This is a genomic window from Brucella sp. 22210 (assembly GCF_052045675.1).
In the GTDB taxonomy this organism is placed as follows: domain Bacteria; phylum Pseudomonadota; class Alphaproteobacteria; order Rhizobiales; family Rhizobiaceae; genus Brucella.
Genome location: NZ_JBQEPD010000125.1, coordinates 1 through 1,179, shown reverse-complemented (window position 1 = coordinate 1,179; position 1,179 = coordinate 1). Strand labels below are relative to the sequence as shown.

Sequence of the window (1,179 nt, the reverse complement as noted above, 5' to 3'; positions counted from 1 at the left end):
GCGGCGGCATGGCTGCGGGAGTTGATCAAGGCCGGGCTAATCGCGCCGGGTGATGTGGACGAAAGGAGCATTGAAGATGTTACGCCAGCCGAATTGCGAGGATACACACAATGCCACTTCTTTGCCGGGATCGGCGTCTGGTCCTACGCTTTGCGTCGAGCCGGATGGCCCGACGACCGTCCTGTCTGGACAGGTTCTTGTCCCTGCCAACCTTTCAGCGCGGCAGGCAAAGGAGATGGGTTTGCTGACGAGCGGCACTTATGGCCGCACTTCCACTGGCTTATTCAAAACTGCCGACCTGCAGTGGTCTTTGGCGAGCAGGTTGCGAGCAAGGACGGACTTGGCTGGCTCGACCTTGTACAAGCTGACCTGGAAGGATCGGGCTACGCCAGCGGGGCGGTCGATACCTGCGCTGCGGGCTTCGGCGCGCCGCATATCAGACAGCGGCTCTACTGGGTGGCCCACGCCAACAAGTCGGGATCACAAGGACGGTGCGGAATGTCAGAACGTACCGCTGAATGCATTGTTGGGGCGAGTGGCTTGGCTGACGGGTTGGCCGACAGCACAAGCTTCGGACGGGTCGGGCGGCGGTCAGGCGGCGAGGGCCATGAACCCGGAGAGATCGAACGATCTGAACGACTTTGCGATGCTAGCGGGATGGACAACGGCGTCAGCGACGGACGGCGAGCGGGCGGGTTTGGGCATAACGCCCAACATGACGGGCAGCAGTTTGCCTCAAATGGCCGCGATGACCAGCCCAGCCCGACTAACGGCTTCTGGCGAAATGTTGATTGGCTCTTCTGCCGAGATGGAAAGTGGCGGCCAGTTGAACCCGGCACATTCCCGCTGGCTCATGGGGCTGCCGCCCGAGTGGGACGATTGCGCGGTTACGGCAATGCAATCAATGCCGAGCAAGCGCAAGCGTTCATCGAAGCGTACCTCTCAGAATTCGGCAGTTAATGTCTTAAAAAGGGAAAATACAGTCTATACAAAAACACAACAAAGTGTTAGCAATACCCATCCCACCACTGAAGCTGCAAAGGAGAATCGAATGAGCTTCGAATTACGTATCACCGGGAACGATGCTGCAGAACTGGCGCAAGACGCACTCGCGTTTGCGTTTCTGGTTGCACCAAACCTGAAGGAAAAACTGTTCGCAACGACAAGCCATGCGGTGGC

General features: G+C 58.5%; 1 protein-coding gene. It reads left to right on the top strand.

The features are described 5' to 3' along the window. Positions 1–960, top strand: a 960-nt coding sequence (locus tag ACTJKP_RS26870; protein ID WP_440632832.1) for a DNA cytosine methyltransferase, incomplete at its 5' end; no start/stop codon positions are given. Between the last annotated feature and the right edge of the window lie 219 nt (positions 961–1,179).